Source organism: Micromonospora auratinigra (genome assembly GCF_900089595.1).
Classification (GTDB): Bacteria; Actinomycetota; Actinomycetes; order Mycobacteriales; family Micromonosporaceae; genus Micromonospora; species Micromonospora auratinigra.
Genome location: NZ_LT594323.1, coordinates 6,428,110 through 6,444,926, shown reverse-complemented (window position 1 = coordinate 6,444,926; position 16,817 = coordinate 6,428,110). Strand labels below are relative to the sequence as shown.

Below are 16,817 nucleotides of genomic sequence, written 5' to 3'. Positions count from 1 at the left end.
GGATCGGGGTGGGCGGGCGGGGTGGGCATGTCAGGGGGTCACCGGCGGATGGATCACGACCGACTTCCCGGTCGGGAAACCTTCGCCGTTGTCTTCGAACCACCGGGCGTCATGGTCGTACGGGTGCAGGTAGATCGCCGCTATGTAGGGCATCACTGACGGGTCGGGGGGATCCTTGAAGATCATCTTCACCGTGCCGTCCTCACCGAGAATCGTCTCCCAGCTCAGGCGCACGTCCGGCCGCTCCTCGAAGGAGTAGTTGCGGGCCTCGATCACGAACTGCCGGTTGGGGGCAGTGCCCACCACGGCGGTCAGGGTGCTGGACTGCGCGTCGTAGATGCGGTTGCCGCCCGGCCAGAATTCGATCTCGCCACCCGCGGACCCGTCGGCGGGGCTGTCGTTCCACAGCTGTCCCGGGCACACGTACGCCGACGTCCAGTGCCCGCCGTAGAACGGGAAGGCGAAGGGAAGGGTGACGTCACCGGCGCCGCCGGGCACCACCGTGTCGCCCGGGATCCACGCCTCCTGCTCCCAGGTGCAGGAATAGCCGTAGTCGTCGACATAGGTGGTGAGCGGGAGATCGAGGGTGACGTCGCCGTCGACCTCGACGTTCGGCGCGTTGGCGGCATCGCACGCCTGGTTCGCCTCCACGCCGTACGTGCCCCATTCGAGGTCGCCGAACGAATAGTGGCCGAGGTCGTCAGAGGTGGCGACCTCCTGACCGAGCACCAACTGGGCCTGCCGGACGGGGTGACCGTCGCGAAGGACGGTTCCGGACAGCGAGCCGTACGAGAGGGGCCACGGGTCGGCCGGCGCGACGAACGTCACCGCCGTGCCGGACGTGAGCACCGGATCCTGGAAGGAGTACTCGAGGCCGTACCCGCCGCCGGGACTGGTGATACCGACCGCCGCGCTGCCCCCCTTGGACCTGTCGTCCGTCGCTCCTGAGTAGCTGAACGTGATGTTGCCATCGGGCGCGAACTGCACCTCGAAGCTGAAGCGGGCGGACGAGTTGTAGAACGTGACGTTGCGCCACTCCACCAGGAACCGCTGCCCAGCGCCGCTACCTGTCGTCGCGGTCCAGATGCTCGACTGGGAGTCGACGTAGACGTCGTCCCAGAACGGGAAGACCGCCGCGTGCGGCGCCTTGGCGCGATCCGGAAGGCTGACCGCCCGGAAGGGAATCGTGTCCCCCGGGTCCTTGAACGTCACCGCACCGTACGGCGACACCCAGGCGGCGCTGTACGTCCGGCCGTAGTACGGCAGCGGGAAGGGCAACGCGATCTGCGCGAGGTTCAGCACGCTCAGCTTGGTCGTGCCCGCCACGAACGGGGTGTTCGGCGTGGTCTTGCAGGTGTAGCCGTAGACGTCCGACTCCGGCGCGAGCCTCAGGTCGATGGTCACCACCCGGTCGAGGTCCACCTCGGTGGTGGCGATCTCGCCCGCACAGCCGTTCCCGCCGTTGGTCGCGGTCACCTCGTAGGTGCCGGCGGCGATGCCGGTGAAGCTGTACGTCCCGGTCGCGCTGGTGGTCCGGGTCAGGTTCCCGGGGTTCAGTTCCACCGTGATCCCGGCCAGCGGCGCGTCGGTGATCGCGTCGACCACCTGTCCGGTGAGCGCCGGGGCCTCCTTGAAGGTCAGCAGCGTGGAGGTGACCGGGGACTTCGCGCCCGCCGTGTCGATGCCCTGCACCAGCAGCATCGGTGTGCCCACCGTGGTCCCGGTGAGGCTGACCGTGGTCTGCCCGCCTGCCGTGGGCAGGGCCACGGTGGTGACGGTGCCGGAGACGCCGAGCTGGTACTGCACCTTGGTCACCGCCGGGTCGCCGCCCGCGCTGAGCACCGCCGAGAGGCTCTGCCCGACGTACGCGGTGGTGCCCCCGGGAGTGGTCACGATCGGCGGGTTCGGCAGTTGCAGCAGGGTGAACTCGGACTCGGTGGAGAGCACCGCCCGCCCGTACACCCGCACGTCGTCGACCGCGCCCGGGAAGTAGGCGGCGGGTGCGCCGGCCCAGCGGCCCCGCCCCACGGTGACCGGCCCGGTGGCGTCGAAGGTGGTGCCGGTCGCGGTGGCCGTCTGGAGCACCCCGTTGACGTAGAGCTTGAGCGCGTGGGTGGTGCCGTCGTAGGTGGCGAGCAGCCGAGTCCAGACGCCGGTGGCGACGGTCGTGTTGGACAGCACCGCGACGGTCGCGGGTGCGTCCGCGTCGGAGCCGGCCACCGCGAAGCGCCACTTCTTGTCGGTGACGCTGTAGCTGAGCAGGAACGGTGAGGTCCGGCTGCCGTCCTGGGCCACGATCACCCGCTGGCCGGACCCGGCCGTGCTGTCCAGCCGCACCGTGGTCGCCACGCTGAAGCTGCGGTTGGAGTGCACGGTGACCGGGCCGCCCGTCTGCGGGTCCCGGGTGGTGATCGGCCCGCCGGTCGCGGCGTACGCGGCGGTGCCGTCGAGCAGCAGGGCCTTGCCGAAGCTGCCGCGCCCGGCCACCCAGCTCCCGCCGGTCACGGTCAACGTGTTGCCATGGGCGGAGATGTCGGTGCCGGCCTGGTCGTCGAACATCCAGCGGGCGTCCGGCCCGGTGCCGGCCCGCACACTGAAGGTGTAGGTGTAGGGCGAGGTGGAGAAGTTGCCCGCCTTGTCCCGCGACCAGACCCGCAGGTTGTAGGTCTGGTCGACCACCGGGGTGAGGGAGACCGTGGCGGTGTGGTCGGTGGCGCCGGCGGTCACCTGGGTCGCGCTCGCCGCGCTGACGCCGGGGTCGAGGGTGTACGCGTACCCGTCGAAGTCGGCCGGCACGGTCGTCGGCGGCTTGAAGGTGAAGCTGCCGGCCGTGCCGACGCCGCCGTGCGCCTGGCCGTCGTTCGGGTACGTCGTGGAGGTGACCCCGCTCGGTGCGCCCGGCGGCGTCACGTCGACCTGGAACTCGCAGGTGGTCGAGTACTGCCCGCTGTCGATGCCGTCGTACGTGATGGCCTGCACCACGTAGATGCCGCCGTCGGTCAGGCGGCCCGCCGGGATGGTCACGTGGGCGTACTGGCCGGCGACGACCGAGCCCTGCGCGACGGAGTCGGTGCCGTTGCGGCTGCCGCCGCTGAGCTTCCACCAGTAGAACGTGCCCTTGAGCAGCCGCGCCGTGCCGTCCGGGTCGGTGAGCCGGGCCGAGAGCGCGGGCGTGAGCGTGCGCACGTACGGCCGGGCGGTGCCGGTGCGGCAGGGGCCGTTCGCGACGCTGAGGTTGTCGGGCGCGTTCGGGTACGAGTTGTAGATGACGGTGAGCAGCGCGGTGCCGGCGTCGAACTTCTTCCAGTGGTTCTTGTCGGACTCGTCGACGGCCCGCAGGCCGAAGGTCAGGGTGCCGTTCGTGCCCCCGGCCGCCTTCTGCACCGCGCCGGTGACGCCCCACTCGGTGCGCCGGCGGACCCGGTCGTGGGCGTGGCTGTTGGCGGTGGCGACCACCGCGCCCCAGCTGCCGGCGTTGTTCGACCAGGTGGTGCCGGAGCTGATCCCGCCGGTGACCCGCACCTGGGTGCCGTAGTCGGTGTTGGTGTACGAGTAGACGGTGTCCATCGACAGCTTGGCGTCCTGCACGTGCTTGTGCAGCAGGGTGCCGATGCCGAAGGCGAAGAGCGACCGGTAGATCATCGACTGCGGCACGGTGGTGTAGCCGACCTTCGCGCACTGGATGCTGCCGTACGGATCGGGGCAGTCCTGCCGGTCGTAGCTCCAGTAGGACTGGCTCGGGAAGGTGCTGTTGATCATCGTCCAGGCGGACTTGCCGAGCGCCGGGTCGATGTAGACGGGGAACCGGGTCGCCTTCGCCCGCAGCATGGTGAGGTCGGGACGGATCACCAGGTCGGCACCGGCGAGCCGGACCGGCATCGCCCCGCTCCGCGCGCCCGGCCGGACCAGCCGGCTGCCGAGGTTGGGGCCGGCCGCCCGGTCACCCGGCGTGGACGAGTCCCACATCGCCGGCGTACCGGAACCGAACAGGACGCTCCCCGCGTCGTCGACCGCGGTCACGTCGCCCGCCCGGCCCTGGCGCAGTCGCAGTCCCCGGGCCGTGGTGCGGAACCGCACGGTGGCCAGCGCGGGGTTGGCGGCGGCCCGGGCGTCCCGGACCACCAGCAGCTCGGAGTAGCCCTCGACACCGGCGGTGAGCACCAGGTCCACGCCCGGCAGGACGTCCGGGTAGGTGGCCCGGGGCCCGGCGATCCTCGGGGCGGGCAGCGCGGTCGGCCAGTGCAGGCTCACCTCGGCGGATCCCTTGCCGATGGTCGCGGCCGGGCCGGTGCCGCCGCCGGAGAAGGAGATCGCCAGCGAGGTCGCGGCCGGGACGAGCCGGCCCTCGACGGTCCGGTGCAGGGTCGGGTCCGGCGCGACCCAGCGGCCCCGGGCGTCCCGGACCCGCTGGACCACGGCGGCCGAGCGGGCCGTGAAGGACCCGTTGGGGTTGGCGAGGACCTGCACCTTCTCGCCGCGGGCCGACGCCACCTCGACCTGACCGTGACAGGCGGCGGCGGCCCGGACGGCGGCGGTCTCGTCCGGGGCCGAGTCGGGGCAGCGGGTGGCGGGGGCCGCCGCTGCGGCCGGTGTCCGTACCGCCGCCACGGCCGTCAGCGGCAGCAGGAGGGCGAGCAGCAGGGCGACCGGACGTCGGGACCGGCCCGCTCCGGGCACCGCTCTCCGACGGCCACCCGTCACACGATCCTGAACGCGGCCCATGGCTACCCCCGTACTCAATGCCGACTGCCAGATCATGCTCATCGACGCCTGCGCATCCCCGGCACCTGCCGGCGCACACCGCGCGCACATCGAGAGATCTCGCTGCCAAGGGTCGGCACGCTCTTGTGAGCCGGCGGCGAGGCACCTACCGTCATCACCGGAACACACGGGGGATTCACATGGAGATCAGCTTTGCCCTGCTGGGCACGGTGCAGGCGACCGTGGACGGCGCCGACCTGACCCTGGACGTCGCCATGCTCCGGGCGGTACTCGCCGCGCTGCTCCTCGCGGGCGGGCAGCGACTCACCAGCAACCGGCTGAGCCAGGCGCTGTGGGCCGCGCCGCCGCGATCCGCGGCGTCGAACCTGCGCACCTACCTGGCCCGGGTACGGGCCGCGCTGCGCGCCGTCAGCCCCGGGTTGGCGGGCCGCCTGGTCACCGTTCCCGACGGCGGCGGTTACCTGCTCACCCTCGCCCCCGGAGAGCTCGACGCCCGCGTCTTCGGTGATCTCGCCCGCCGCGGGCAGGCTCATCTGCTGGCCGGCGAGCACGCCGTGGCGGCGGCGCTGCTGCACGACGCCCTGGCACTCTGGCGCGGACCCGCGGGGCAGGACATCGCGGTCACCGGCACCCTCCGGCAGCAGCTCACCGACCTCGACGAACAGCGCGTCATCGCCACCGAGGACTACGTCGAGGCGCGCCTCGCCCTCGGCGCCACCAGTGGCCTGCTACCCGAGATCCGGGCGCTCGTGCTCGAACACCCGCTGCGCGACCGCCCCTGGGAGCAACTGATGCGGGCGTTGTACCGCGCCGGTGACCCGGCCGGGGCGCTGGACGCCTACCAGAGCGCCCGGCGGCGATTCAGCGACGCGCTCGGCATCGAGCCGTCCCGACGCCTGCAACACCTGCAGGGCGCGATCCTGCGCCGCGACGACGTCCTCATCGCCCGGCCCGCGCTGCCCTGACCCGGCCGGGTCAGCCCTTCTCCAGGTATTCGGCCCGCTCCTCGTCGACCAGGGCGGCCACCGAGGCGGCCAGCGCCGGGTGCCGCGCCAGCTCCGGATCCTCCTCGACCAGCTCGATCGCCTCGGCCCGGGCGTCCCGGATCAGGTCGGTGTCGCGCAGCAGCGACAACAGCCGAAGGTGGGAGCGACGACCGGACTGGGTCGCGCCCAGCACGTCGCCCTCCCGACGCTGTTCCAGGTCGAGTTCGGCCAGTTTGAAGCCGTCGGTGGTGGAGGCGACCGCGTCCAGGCGTTCCCGGGACGACGAGCCCTCCATCGCCTCGGTGACCAGCAGGCAGAGGCCCGCCGCGCTGCCCCGACCGACCCGGCCGCGCAGCTGGTGCAGCTGGGAGACACCGAACCGGTCGGCGTCCAGCACGATCATCACGGTCGCGTTGGGCACGTTGACGCCCACCTCGATCACCGTGGTGGCGACCAGCACGTCCAGGTCACCGGCGGCGAAGGCGCGCATCACCGCGTCCTTCTCGTCGGCCGGCAGCCGCCCGTGCAGCACGCCGATCCGCAGCCCGTGCAGCGGTCCCTCGGCGAGCAGCGGCGCCACCTCGGTGACCGCCAGCGGCGGCCGGCGGCCGTTGTCGTCCTCGCGCGGGGGCTCCTCGTCGGAGACCGGCCCCTCACCGATCCGCGGGCAGACCACGTACGCCTGGTGGCCGGCGGACACCTCCTCGCGCACCCGGCGCCAGGCCCGGTCCAGGAAGGCCGGCTTCTCGGCGGCCGGCACCACGTGCGAGGCGATCGGCGAGCGGCCCTGCGGCAACTGGGAGAGGGTGGACACCTCCAGGTCGCCGTAGACGGTCATGGCGACCGTACGCGGGATCGGCGTGGCGGTCATCACCAGCACGTGCGGCGGCTGGTCGGCCTTGGACCGCAGCGCGTCGCGCTGCTCGACGCCGAAGCGGTGCTGCTCGTCGACGACCACCAGGCCGAGGTCGTGGAAGTCGACCCCCTCGTAGAGCAGGGCGTGGGTGCCGAGCACGATGCCGGCCCGTCCCTCGGCGACCTCGGCGAGCGCCCGCCGCCGGGCCGCCGCGCCGAGCGAGCCGGTGACCAGCTCGACCCGGGTGGCGTCGTCGGCCGCGCCCAGCTCGCCGGCCCGGGCGAGCGGGCCGAGCAGCTCCAGCACGCCCCGGTAGTGCTGGGCGGCGAGCACCTCGGTGGGGGCGAGCAGGGCCGCCTGCCCGCCCGCGTCGACCACCTGGAGCATGGCGCGCAGCGCCACCACGGTCTTGCCCGAGCCCACCTCGCCCTGGAGCAGCCGGTGCATCGGATGGGCGGTGGCCAGATCGGCGGCGACCTCCCGCCCGACGGTCTGCTGGCCGGGGGTCAGCTCGTACGGCAGCCGGGCGTCGAACGCGTCCAGCAGGCCACCGGCCTTCGCCGGGCGGGCCTTCGCCGGCCGGGCGGCGGCCCGGTGCTTGCGCTGCACCAGGGTGAGCTGCACCGCGAACGCCTCGTCCCACTTGAGCCGGCGGCGGGCCTTGTAGAGCGCCTCCTTCGTGGTGGGCCGGTGGATCTCGCGCAGCGCCGCACCGATGTCGACCAGGTTGCGAGTGGCCCGCACGGTGGCCGGCAGCGGATCGTCGGGCGGGGTGAAGGTGTCCAGCACCACCCGCACGCAGCGGGCGATCACCCAGGTCGGCACCGCCGCCGCGGCGGGGTAGACCGGGATCAGCGCCCCGGCGAACTCCTCGACCTCCTCGTTGGCCGCCGCCTCGCCGTCGCCGCCCTCGCCGAGCAGCACGTACTCCGGGCCGTTGAGCTGCCGCTTGCCCCGGAACTCGGTGACCTTGCCGGCGAACAGCCCCCACCGGCCGGGACGCAGGTCGCGCTCGCGCCAGGCCTGGTTGCCGAAGAAGGTGAGGGTGAGCACCCCGCCGGAGCCGTCGCCGACGGTCACCTCCAGCAGGTTGCCGCGCCGCTGGCGCATCGGCCGCACGGCGGTGCGCTGCACCTGGGCCAGCACGGTGACCTGCTCCCCCACGTCCAGCGAGCGGATGTCGGTGTGCTCGCCGCGCTCGTCGTAGCGGCGCGGGAAGTGGTAGATCAGGTCACCGGCGGTGTGCAGGTCGAGGTGGCTCGCCAGCGCCTTCGCCGTACGCTCCCCCACCAGCTTCTTCAGCGGGGTGTCCACCGTGGTCGGCTCGCTCGTCATTCGACCCCCAGCAGGAGCGGGTAGTGCGGCTGGCCGCCCTCGTACGCCTGCACCTCGACGAACGGCCAGGCGCGCTCGACGTGCGCGCGGACCCTGTCGGCCAGCCCGTCCGGGGCGTCCGCCCCGCAGAGCAGGGTGACCAGTTCGCCGCCGCCGCCGAGCATCCGGTCGATCACCGCGGTGCAGGTGTCGAGCAGGTCCGCGCCGATCAGGTGCACCTCGCCCTCGACCAGGGCCAGCACGTCGCCCGGCCGGCACGGCCCGGCCACGGTGAGCGCCTCCCGGCTGGCGTGGCAGACCTCGGCGTACCGGCAGGCGCCGGCCGCCTCGGCCATCGCGATGACGTCGTCCTCGAAGCGCCGCTTCGGGTCGCGGACGGCCAGCGCCGCGAGGGCCTGCACCGGCGAGCGGGTCGGCACCACGCTGACCTTGATGCCGAGCCGGTGCGCCTCCTTGGCCGCCGCGCTCGCCACGGACTGGGTGTTCGGGTCGTTGGGCAGCACCACCACCCGGGCCGCCCCGGTGGCGCGGACGGCGTCGAGCAGCTCGCCGGTGGACGGGTTCGCCGGCACCACCGTCGCGCCCTCGGCACCGAACAGCTCGGCGATGCCGGCGCCGGTGGCCACCACCACGGCCGCCCGACCGTCGGACACCCGGGGCGGCGCGGCGGCCGCCGCGGCCGTCTGGTCGGCGAAGCGGGTCACCGTGATCCGGTGCGGGCGGCCGGCCACCACCCCCGCCTCGATCGCCGCGCCGACGTCGTTGACGTGCACGTGCACGTTCCACGTCTCGCCGTCGCCGACCACCACGAGGGAGTCGCCGAGCGCGTCCAGCTCGCCGCGCAGCCGGGCCACCGCCTCGTCGCCCGCGTCGAGCAGGTACTGCACCTCGTAGGCGTACGCGGAGGAACCGGTCTCCCGGACGGCGGTGACCGGCGGCCGCGGCGGCGCCGGCGCCGCGACCGGCGGCGGGCTCTCCCCGGTGACCACCTCGACCAACGCGTCCAGCAGGAGGCAGAGACCGCGACCGCCGGCGTCGACGACGCCCGCGCGGGCCAGCGCCGGCAACTGCTCGGGGGTACGCGCCAGGGCGCGCGCCGCGCCCTCGGCGGCGGCCCGGGCCACCGCCCGCAGGTCGTCGCTGTCCGCCCCGTCGGCCGCGCGGGCCGCCGCGGCGACTACGCTGAGCAGGGTGCCCTCGACCGGATGGGCGACCGCGGCGTACGCGGCGGTGGTCGCGTCGGCCAGCGCGGTGGCCAACTGCCGGCCGCGCACCGCCGGGGCGGCGGCCAGCGCGTCGGCGAACCCGCGCAGGATCTGCGACAGGATGACCCCCGAGTTGCCCCGCGCGCCGAGCAGCGCGCCCCGGGCCATCAGCCGCAGCGCGTGCCCGTGCGGGGTGTGCCCGTCGTCGGGGAGGGTGCCCAGGTCCATGGCGAGCGCCTGGTGGGCGGAGGTGAGGGTGAGCACCAGGTTGGTGCCGGTGTCACCGTCCGGCACCGGGTAGACGTTGAGGTCGTCGATCTCGCCCTGGTGCCGTTGCAGGGTGGCCAGCCCGCTCGCGCACCAGCGGCGCACCGCGGCGGCGTCGAGGGTGTCCAGCACGTCGGAGAGCCTACTGGCGCGCACCGACACGCGCCGGGGTCGCCCGGCCCGTTCCGGCGTGTCCCGGCACCCGGGGGTGGGCGTGGCCGGCCGGGCCCCGCCGGTACGCTGGGCAGGCCGGTTGGGCGTACCGGCATGTCATCGGGTAACCTGACCAGGTTGCCCGGGCAGCGCCTGCTGGCGACCTCATGAACGTATCAATCCCAGGAGTATCCCGTGGCTAGCGTGTGCGACGTCTGTGGCAAGGGGCCGGGCTTCGGCCACAACGTGCCCTGGTCCAAGAAGAAGACCAACCGCCGCTGGAACCCGAACATCCAGTCCGTGCGTACCCCGGCCGGTGGCGGCAACACCAAGAAGCTCCAGGTCTGCACCTCGTGCATCAAGGCCGGCAAGGTCACCCGCGCCTGACGCGGCAGCACCACCTCGACGAACGTCGGTAGCCGGCGGACCCTCCCGGGTCCGCCGGCTTCTGTCGTGCCCACCCCGGCCGACCGCCACGGTGAGCCGACCGGCTGATGGCCGGCTCGCGGCACGCGGTTAGGGTCGTGCTGCGTCGGCTGTCCGCTTCGGCGCGATGAGGGGGACGACCGTGCACCTCGACCTCAACCGCGACGAGATGGTGATGTTCGGCGCGTCGTTCGGCTCGCTGGCGTGGTTCGACCAGGAGCTGCCCGCCGGCAGTGTGGTGCTGATCGAGGAGCCGGACGTGATCCGCCGCCGGGGCCTCGACCGGTACTGCGCCGAGCTGCCGCTGACCTCCCGGGTGGTGGCCGCCGAGTACCAGACCGGCCTGGACGTGGACGCCCTGCTCGACCGGGAGCCCGGCCTGGCCGCCGCCCGGCTGGTCATGCCCGGCCAGGAGTACGCCGTCGGCGCCGCCGCCCGGCTCGCCGAGCGCCTCGGCCTGCCCGGGGCCGGGGTGGCCGCCGCCGACATCTTCACCGACAAGCACCGGATGCGACTGCTGGCCGACGGGGCCGGCCTGGCCAACCCGGCGTACGAGCTGGTCGACCACCCGGACCGGGCGGTGCGGTTCGCCCGGCGGCACGGCGGTCGCTGCGTGCTCAAGCCCACCCGCCGCTCCGGCAGCCTCGGCGTCCAGCTCGTCGGCGACCCGGCCGAGATCGGCCCGGCCTGGGCGCGCAGCGCCGACCCGGAACCGTCGGCGGAGGCCACCGAGCGCGGCCTGCCCACCGAGGTGCTGGTCGAGCAGCTGCTGGTCGGTACGGAGCACAGCGTCGAGCTGCTGGTCGCCGACGGCGAGGTGCTCTTCGCGAACGTGACGGACAAGCGGATCGTCGGCGGCCGGTTCCCGGTGGAGACCGGGCACACGGTGCCGTCCGCGCTGCCGGCGGCGACCTGCCGGGCGCTGACCGACGCCGCCGTCCGGCTGGCCCACGCGGCCGGCTTCCGCAGCGGCATGCTGCACAGCGAGTGGATCCTGGCCGACGGCGTGCCGACCCTGGTGGAGTGCGCCGCCCGGGTGCCGGGCGACATGATCACGGCGCTGGTCTCGATCGCCTACGAGTGTGACTTCATCGGCGCGTACCTGCGGGTGCTGCGCGGGGAGCGCCCGCAGCTGCCGGCCGGCCCGATCGGCGCGGCGGCCATCGAGTTCCTGCTCGCCCCGCCCGGGCGGGTCACCGCCGTGCAGGGGGTCAAGGCGGCGCTGCGGGTGTCGGGGGTGCTCGACGTGCAGGTCGACGTCGCCGTCGGCGACACCGTCGCCGAGCTGATCTCGTCGGCGCAGCGCGCCGGACACCTGCTGGTCTGGGGGGCCGACCAGGCGGAGGCGGAGCAGTCGGCCCGCAAGGCGGCCGAGCAGGTCCAGTTCACGGTCGGCTGAGCCGGCGCGCCGGCGGTCGTCCCGCGCACCGGCCGGCGGCGGGGGTCAGAGCGGGCGGCCGTAGGAGAGGCAGCCGGGGGCGTCCTGGTAGTAGCCGAAGTTGGGGATCCGCTCGTAGCCGGCCGAGGTGTACATGGCGATCGCCTCGGGCTGCTTGTCACCGCACTCCAGCACGATCCGCTTGCGGCCCTGCTCGCGCGCCGAGCGTTCCACGGCGGCCAGCACCGCGCGGGCGACGCCCCGGCCCCGGGCCGCCGGGTCGGTGTACATCCGCTTCAGCTCGGCCGTCTCGCCGTCGTCGCCGTGGCTGCGCCAGCCGCCGCAGCCGACCGGCTGCCCGTCGAGGTAGGCGATCAGGAAGACGCCGGCCGGTGGGACGAACTCCGCCGGGTCCACCGGGGTGTCGTCGCCGTTGCCGCCGTACCGCCGGCCGAGGTCGGCCAGGGCGGCCCGGATCAGCGCCTGCGACTCGGGATCGTCGAAGGGACGTACCCGGATCTCGATCTCACTCACCGGTAAAGGGTACGACCGGCCCGGGCCGCTTACCGCCGGCCAGCACGGGCGGGGGCGGTGTGATCCGCCGCACCACCACCGCCGTCCCGGCCTCGACGAACGCGGGTCAGCGGAAGTGGTCCCAGCCGGCGGGGCCCGGGTGGGCCGCGCCGTCGACGGTCACCCCGGCGCCCTCGGTCACCCGGCCGACCGGCCGCCAGCCGGCCGGCAGCGCCGCCGTCGCGGGGAAGGTCGCCGCCAGGGCGTGGTCGTCACCCCCGGCCAGGATCCACGAGTACGGGTCGACGCCGAGCGCCTGCGCCGCGTCGCGCATCTGCCGGGGCACCTCGAACGCGTCCCGGGTCAGGTCGATCGCCACGCCGCTGGCCTTCGCCACGTGTCCCAGGTCGGCGAGCAGCCCGTCCGACACGTCGATCATGGCGGTAGCGCCGTGCCGGGCCGCCTCCGGACCGGCCGGGTAGGGCACCTCGGGCCGACGGAACGCCTCCACCAGCAGCCGGGGCGTACGGAAGCCCCGGGACAGCACCGTGTAGCCGGCCGCCGCCCAACCGGTCCGCCCGGCCAGCGCCACCACGTCCCCCGGGCGGGCCCCGGAGCGGACCACCGGGGGCAGGCCGGCCAGGTCGCCGAGCGCGGTGACCGCGATGGTGAGGGTCGGGCTGGCCGACATGTCGCCGCCGACCACGCTCGCGCCGACCAGGGCGGCCTCCGCGCCGAGCCCGTCCGCCAGCTCCTCCGCCCAGGCGGTGTCCAGGTCGGCCGGCATGCAGAGGGCGACCAGCAGCGCGGTCGGGGTGGCGCCCATGGCGGCGATGTCGGCCAGGTTGGCCGCCGCCGCCCGGTGTCCCACGTCCCGGGCCCCGGACCAGTCGCGCCGGAAGTGCCGCCCCTCGACGAGCACGTCGGTGGAGGCCACCACCCGCCGGTCCGGCGCCGCCACCACCGCGCCGTCGTCCCCGGGGCCGAGCAGACAGCTCTCCCCGTACGTCAGCCGGGCCGTGACCCGGTCGATCAGTCCGAACTCCCCGACACCCGCGACCGTCATGCCGTCCTCTCGTCGCGCTCACTCGTTCCGCCGTCCCACCGACCACGACCCGACGTGCGCTCGCTCACCGCGTCGGTCCGACCACCGATAGGGATCGGACCTGCTCCGTAAGGTACTTTCACCCTTCGGGCCGCCCGAGGGCGGCGACGGACGGAGGTCGAGTCGTGGTTCAGGCGTACATCCTCATCCAGACCGAGGTCGGTCGGGCGCGTGACGTGGCCGGTCTGATCGCGGACCTTGCCGGCGTGGTACGCGTCGACGCCGTCACCGGGCCGTACGACGTGGTCGTGCTCACCGAGGCGAACACCGTCGACGAGCTCGGCAAGCTCATCGTCAGCAAGGTGCAGATGGTGCCCGGCATCACCCGCACCCTCACGTGTTCGGTGGTGCGTCTGTAAGTGGACGAGATCAGTTCCTCCCCCGCCCGGGACGGCTCGGGCCCGGCGCAGCCGGGTCGCGACGGGTCGACCCGCCGCGCGGCGCTCTGGGCGACGCTGATCGCGGTGCCGGTCACCGTGGCCGTGGCCGGGTTCACCTTCGCGAAGCTCTCCCCCGCGGAGCCGGCCGCCGCGCCCGGCCCGTCGGCGTCCGCCGCCCGGCCGCAGTCGACCGCCCCGGTCGCCCTGCCCGCGCCGGCCCTGGCGCAGCGACCCGCGGTGGTCTGCCGGGCCCTGACGTCGCAGCTGCCGGACAGCGTGCGGGAGCTGCGGCAGCGGCCGGTCACCGCCGGCCCCGAGCAGAACGCCGCGTACGGCGATCCGGCGTTGACGGTCGCCTGCGGGGTGGACGCGCCGGTGAAGGCGTGCCCCTCGCCCGCCGCCGGTGGCACGCTGCCGGCGGGCTGCTTCCTCGACACCGACGAGGTGTGGGCGGTCAACAAGGTCTGCTGGCACCCCAGCGAGGAGGGCGACGTCACGGTGCTGACCGCCGTCGACCGGGAGGTCCCGATCCAGGTGCGGGTGCCCAGGGCGTACGCGCAGCCGCTGCAGTGGGTGGCACCTATCTCCGACGCGATCGTCGCCGCGGTCCCGTCCGCCAAGTCCGCCCCGTCGGGCTGTTCCGCCTGACCCCACCCACCCACCCCTCAGGGACGCTGATTCACGGAAAGAGTGGTTATCCCTGGCCGGATAACCACTCTTTCCGTGAATCAGGCGGCGGGCGCGGCCCGGTCAGCGGCCGGCGCGGCGCAGGGCGGTGCGGATGAGGCGGTTGACCAGCTTCGGGTACTCCAGGCCGCTGGCCGCCCACATCCGGGGGAACATCGAGGTGGGCGTGAAGCCCGGCATGGTGTTGATCTCGTTGAGGTAGACGTCCAGGTCGGGCGTGACGAAGAAGTCGACCCGGGCCAGGCCGGAGCAGTCCAGCGCGGTGAACGCCCGGGTGGCGTACTCCTGCACCCGGCGGGTGACCGCCTCGGGCAGCCCGGCCGGGACGTCGCACTCGGTGACCTCGTCGGCGTACAGGTACTTGGCCTCGAAGTCGTACCAGTCGCGGTCGCCGACCATCCGCACCTCGGCCAGGACGGACGCCTCGGGCGCACCACCGGCCTCGCCCTCCAGCACCCCGCACTCGATCTCGCGGCCGACGATCGCGCCCTCGACCAGCACCTTCGTGTCGATCTCCCGGGCGGTGGCCACGGCGGCGTCGAGCTGCGACCAGTCGTCGATCTTGGTGATGCCGAAGGAGGAGCCGGCCCGCGACGGCTTGACGAAGACGGGCAGGCCGAGGCGCTCCTTGTCCTCCTCGGTCAGCGTCATCCCGGTGCGCAGCACCACGTACGGGCCGACCGGGATGCCCTCGGCGGCGCAGAGCTTCTTGGTGAACTCCTTGTCCATCGCGGCGGCGGAGGCGAAGACGTTCGCCCCGACGTACGGGATGTCGGCCATCTCCAGCATCCCCTGGATGGTGCCGTCCTCGCCGTACGCGCCGTGCAGCACCGGGAAGACCACGTCCACGTCGGCGAGGGCGCGAGGGCCCTGCGCCGGGTCGAGCACCATCAGCCCGCCGGCGGTGGGGTCGGCGCGCAGCACCAGCTCGGCGCCGGAGCCGGCGGTGACCTCCGGCAGCTTGCGGTCGGCGATGGCGAGCTGGGCCGGGTCACCGCTGGCCAGCACCCACTGCCCCTGCCGGGTGATGCCGACCGGCACGATCTCGAACTCGTCCGGGTCGAGGGCGCCGAGCACACTGCCCGCGCTGACGCAGGAGATGCCGTGCTCGGGGCTGCGGCCGCCGAAGACGATCGCCACGCGGGTCCTGCCTGGGGTGGTCACTGGTAGGTCACCTCTTCGTTCGCGACTGCCGGCCGGCGGCCGTGCTCGCCGGTGGCGCTCACCGGTTGACCTTACTGTGCGTGGCGAGGGCCGGCAGCCGATACCCGGGTGCCGGGCACATCGGCGCGCAACCGGTCAACACTCCATATACAGGGAGTAACGACGCGGGGAGCCTGCCCGACCCCGGGCGCACGGACGGCCGGTGGCGGGACCTGCCACCGGCCGTCCGGCACCCCGCCCCGTGGGACCCACGCGGGAGCCGGCGTGGTCCGGAGGCGGGCGGGTTCAGTCCAGGTGCGCGGGATCCTTGGGACGGCGTCCCACCGCGATGACCTTCACCCGTTGCCGCCCGGCGCGCACCATGCCGAGGGCCATGAAGGCGCCGGCGATCCGGTCGGCCGCCTCGCGGTTGCTGGCCCCGACCACCTGCCGGCGACGTTCGGGGCTGGTCCGCTCGTTGCGCCGCGCGCAGTCGAGCGGGCGGACATCGGTCAGGACCACGAGGAAGCGGGTCATCCCCGGCCACCTCCGCCCGGTACGCGGCAAGCGGTCGCCGTCATGCCCTGCCCTCCCCGTCTGCTCGGCGGTGGCGGGCACGCGGCGATCGGGTCGTGGGGGAGTAAAACCCGATCACCGCGCGCCCCATCCCCTCCGGTCGCTCACCACCACCGTCGCCACGACAACCGGCGGTGAGGACGCCATCACAGATTGACAGGTGGACACGCGTGAATGCAACTCTCATCGACGTTCTCTCATGCCGAACCTCCCGTCGATGTGCAACCATCGATGCATGGCGCCGAAGACCGCCCGGGCCCGACGGCTCGGCATCGCCCTGCGTACCCACCGGGAAGCCGCCGGCCTGACCCTGGAGGCCGCGGCCGACGAGATCAACAGCACCCGGAGCACCCTGTCCCGTTACGAGAACGCACAGACCCTGGTCAACCCGGCCACCGTGCGCGCGCTGCTCACCCTCTACGGAGTCGGCCCGGACGAGATCGCGGCGGCGGTGGAGCTGGCCAAGGACGCCCGCAAGCCCGGCTGGTGGGTCTCCTACTCGTACCTGCTCGACCGGCGGACCATCGACTTCATCGCGCTGGAGGCGGAGGCGACCGGCATCGCCAACTTCGAGCCCTCCGTGGTGCCCGGACTGTTGCAGACCGCCGACTACATCCGCGGCGTGATGCGCGGCGGCCCGCACACCCTCAGCGACGAGCAGGTGGAGCAACGCGTCCACCTGCGACTGGACCGCCAGCAGCGGCTCACCGCCGACGACCCGCCCATCTTCGACGCCATCATCGACGAGGGCGCGCTGCTGCGCCCGGTGGGTGACCGGCAGGTGATGGCCGGCCAGCTCCAGCACCTGCTGAAGATGGCCGAGCAGCCCAACATCACCGTGCAGGTCATCCCACTGGCGGCGGGCTACCACCGGGGGACCCGGGGCTCGCTGCACATCCTGGAGTTCGCCGACCCGGAGGATCCGATCATCGCCTCGGTGGAGACCGTCGCCGGTCAGATGGTCCTGGACCGGCCGGGCGACCTGCGCACCTGCACAAAGATCATGGAGCACCTGCGGACCGTGGCGCTCAGCCCGGCAGCCAGCCGGGACCAGCTCCTCCGCCTGCGCAACGAGAGGTAGACCG

At 73.7% G+C, this 16,817-nt stretch carries 13 protein-coding genes; 6 read left to right on the top strand and 7 right to left on the bottom strand.

Annotated elements, in window-relative coordinates:
* Positions 1-30: 30 nt before the first annotated feature.
* Positions 31-4,677: a LamG-like jellyroll fold domain-containing protein gene (locus GA0070611_RS29475; RefSeq protein ID WP_167604480.1), complete on the bottom strand. Its 4,647-nt coding sequence runs from the start codon at positions 4,675-4,677 to the stop codon at positions 31-33.
* A 224-nt stretch (positions 4,678-4,901) separates the two neighbouring features.
* On the opposite strand from GA0070611_RS29475, the gene GA0070611_RS29470 reads away from it, so the two are divergent.
* The gene (locus GA0070611_RS29470) at positions 4,902-5,687 is read left to right on the top strand and encodes an AfsR/SARP family transcriptional regulator (RefSeq protein WP_167604479.1); all 786 of its coding nucleotides are present in this window, start codon (positions 4,902-4,904) and stop codon (positions 5,685-5,687) included.
* A gap of 10 nt (positions 5,688-5,697) precedes the next feature.
* Here the strand turns inward: GA0070611_RS29470 and recG are convergent, their stop codons facing one another.
* Together recG and GA0070611_RS29460 are read right to left on the bottom strand one after the other, a co-directional pair.
* A complete protein-coding gene (gene recG / locus GA0070611_RS29465) occupies positions 5,698-7,899 on the bottom strand; it encodes an ATP-dependent DNA helicase RecG (RefSeq protein WP_091671660.1) in 2,202 nt (733 codons plus the stop codon).
* On the bottom strand, positions 7,896-9,503 hold the full coding sequence (locus GA0070611_RS29460) for a DAK2 domain-containing protein (protein ID WP_091673638.1): 1,608 nt from the start codon (positions 9,501-9,503) through the stop codon (positions 7,896-7,898). The genes recG and GA0070611_RS29460 overlap by 4 nt, the downstream gene beginning before the upstream one ends.
* Positions 9,504-9,719: 216 nt before the next feature.
* Between GA0070611_RS29460 and rpmB the strand changes: the two genes are divergently transcribed.
* Positions 9,720-9,911, top strand: a complete 192-nt coding sequence (gene rpmB / locus GA0070611_RS29455) for a 50S ribosomal protein L28 (protein ID WP_091671657.1) — start codon at positions 9,720-9,722, stop codon at positions 9,909-9,911.
* Between the two features lie 166 nt (positions 9,912-10,077).
* Complete coding sequence (locus tag GA0070611_RS29450) at positions 10,078-11,349, top strand: ATP-grasp domain-containing protein (RefSeq protein ID WP_231921260.1); 1,272 nt, start codon at positions 10,078-10,080, stop codon at positions 11,347-11,349.
* Between the two features lie 45 nt (positions 11,350-11,394).
* Here the strand turns inward: GA0070611_RS29450 and GA0070611_RS29445 are convergent, their stop codons facing one another.
* Both GA0070611_RS29445 and GA0070611_RS29440 read right to left on the bottom strand, forming a co-directional pair.
* Positions 11,395-11,862 (bottom strand): GNAT family N-acetyltransferase, encoded by a 468-nt coding sequence (locus GA0070611_RS29445; RefSeq protein WP_091671654.1) that lies wholly within the window; start codon positions 11,860-11,862, stop codon positions 11,395-11,397.
* A 106-nt stretch (positions 11,863-11,968) separates the two neighbouring features.
* Positions 11,969-12,907, bottom strand: a complete 939-nt coding sequence (locus GA0070611_RS29440; protein ID WP_091671651.1) for a thiamine-phosphate kinase — start codon at positions 12,905-12,907, stop codon at positions 11,969-11,971.
* Positions 12,908-13,071: 164 nt separating this feature from the next.
* Between GA0070611_RS29440 and GA0070611_RS29435 the strand changes: the two genes are divergently transcribed.
* On the top strand, positions 13,072-13,305 hold the full coding sequence (locus tag GA0070611_RS29435; protein WP_013284547.1) for an Lrp/AsnC ligand binding domain-containing protein: 234 nt from the start codon (positions 13,072-13,074) through the stop codon (positions 13,303-13,305).
* The gene (locus tag GA0070611_RS29430) at positions 13,306-13,974 is read left to right on the top strand and encodes a DUF3515 family protein (protein ID WP_197675820.1); all 669 of its coding nucleotides are present in this window, start codon (positions 13,306-13,308) and stop codon (positions 13,972-13,974) included.
* Positions 13,975-14,076: 102 nt separating this feature from the next.
* Here the strand turns inward: GA0070611_RS29430 and GA0070611_RS29425 are convergent, their stop codons facing one another.
* Complete coding sequence (locus GA0070611_RS29425) at positions 14,077-15,177, bottom strand: D-alanine--D-alanine ligase family protein (protein ID WP_091671649.1); 1,101 nt, start codon at positions 15,175-15,177, stop codon at positions 14,077-14,079.
* 285 nt (positions 15,178-15,462) lie between these two features.
* Positions 15,463-15,693 (bottom strand): hypothetical protein, encoded by a 231-nt coding sequence (locus GA0070611_RS29420; RefSeq protein ID WP_091671646.1) that lies wholly within the window; start codon positions 15,691-15,693, stop codon positions 15,463-15,465.
* 274 nt (positions 15,694-15,967) lie between these two features.
* On the opposite strand from GA0070611_RS29420, the gene GA0070611_RS29415 reads away from it, so the two are divergent.
* Positions 15,968-16,813: a helix-turn-helix domain-containing protein gene (locus tag GA0070611_RS29415; RefSeq protein WP_091671643.1), complete on the top strand. Its 846-nt coding sequence runs from the start codon at positions 15,968-15,970 to the stop codon at positions 16,811-16,813.
* Positions 16,814-16,817 lie beyond the last annotated feature (4 nt).